The following is a 1,661-nucleotide window of genomic DNA, read 5'->3' as shown; positions in this document are numbered from 1 at the left end:
CCTGAATAATTCATACTTTTAAATATTGAGTTATTCTAGTCGTTATTTTTCAATTTTGGATCACTTTATCGAAATTAAAATATTTTAATCGATTTTCTAAGCTAAAGAAAAACTTTTTAGTCTCATCTCACGAATTTTGGGCGCACTTCTCCCTAGGCCATTTAAAAGGTTTTAAAAAACAGGTTCTTTAAATGTACTGCCGAATCCTTTGGATTTGCCTGAATACTGCATAAAACTCTCGCTGATAAACATGGGAACTCGATAGTTTTAAATAGATTCGTCTTGCTGTAGTGACGAGCTTTCCAGCCACTTTAAATAGACGAAGACGTATCGTATTCACTTGGAGTCCTTTTGATTTTGGTTCAAAACATATGGTACGTAAGAAATTAACCACATTGTATGCCAACAGACTAATCATCATGCGTGCCTCGTTTTCAAGGAATTCTGGGCTATCTGTTTTATCGAAAAAGAAGCTATTTTTGGCTTCTTTAATATAGTTTTCCATGGTACCGCGTTTATTGTAGGTTTCAAATACTCTTTTAGCCGAGATGTTCTCTGAGAAATTCGTGACAATAAAGGAATGGTTAAAAAGGAGTTCACCTACTTCTCGAGTCGAACGGACACAGACACGTCGGGACTTCGTCCAAGAGGCTGCTTGGTATGAAACCGAGTGATAATATACTTCTTTTTCATCCCATGGATGATCAGTATCATAGAACACAAATTCTTCAGCTAAGCGATACAAATTTCTATTGGCCTTTAGCCGAATAACATAATGATTTTCGTATAATTCACATAAATCATAAATATCCGGTGTCGCGAATCCACTATCTCCCCGAACGAGAATATCGGTGGTTGGAATCGCTTGGTTATAATGCTCCAATAACGGTTTAAGAAATTCTTTAACCCCTTTAGAAGTATATTGGTTACCTGAACGAAGTTTAGCTTTTAAAAAATCACCGGTTATCCCATCAAACGCCACTAATGGGTGATAGCCATTTGTTCCATAGTGGGCGTTGTAAGCTGTCTGTTCTTGATTGCCGAATGTATCTGAATGGGTAGAATCTAAATCGATGATCATGTTTGTATCGTTACGAAGGAGACGAGCTTTGTCAATTAACGCTTGATTGAATACTTGAAGTGAGTCAATTGTTTCGCCTACTACACGATCATAAAGCCGAGAGATTGATGATTGAGAAGCCAACGGCTTATCGGTTGAGAACGTCTGTAATACCGGATCATGCTGTAAAATATTTGCAGCAGAATCAGTATTATAACCACCTATAATTTGCAGAATTAACTGTTTTAGAATCTTATGATTCGTGTGTGTCCAATATTTACGACTGTCGTTAAATGTAACAATATCTTCAGAGAGCTGAGTAAATTGGAAAGCATCCATTAATTCATCGATTAGGACTAAACCAGAATCACTTGATAAACGACCACCATCATGAGAAACGATTAAATTATTGTTGAATTTTACGGCATTTTCTTGTAAAGTAACCACTGAGAGAACCCCTTTCTATGGTAGTTTGTGGTGAATTAACCATATCAGAAAGGGGGTCTTTTTTCATCACCTAATGGGTGATGAAGCAGATTACTTTAAAGACTATTAAATCAATGTTAGGAAAGACTATTAGTAAAACTATGAATTATTCAGG

The 1,661-nt window shown here is 36.2% G+C and carries 1 protein-coding gene; it reads right to left on the bottom strand.

Annotated elements, in window-relative coordinates; translation table 11 throughout:
• Window positions 1–187: 187 nt before the first annotated feature.
• Window positions 188–1,507: an IS1380 family transposase gene (locus tag ACEN4N_RS11375; protein WP_138405605.1), complete on the bottom strand. Its 1,320-nt coding sequence runs from the start codon at window positions 1,505–1,507 to the stop codon at window positions 188–190.
• Window positions 1,508–1,661 lie beyond the last annotated feature (154 nt).

It is taken from the genome of Ruoffia sp. FAM 20857 (assembly GCF_045528645.1).
Classification (GTDB): Bacteria; Bacillota; Bacilli; order Lactobacillales; family Aerococcaceae; genus Ruoffia; species Ruoffia halotolerans.
This window is presented reverse-complemented; position numbering and strand designations above follow the sequence as displayed.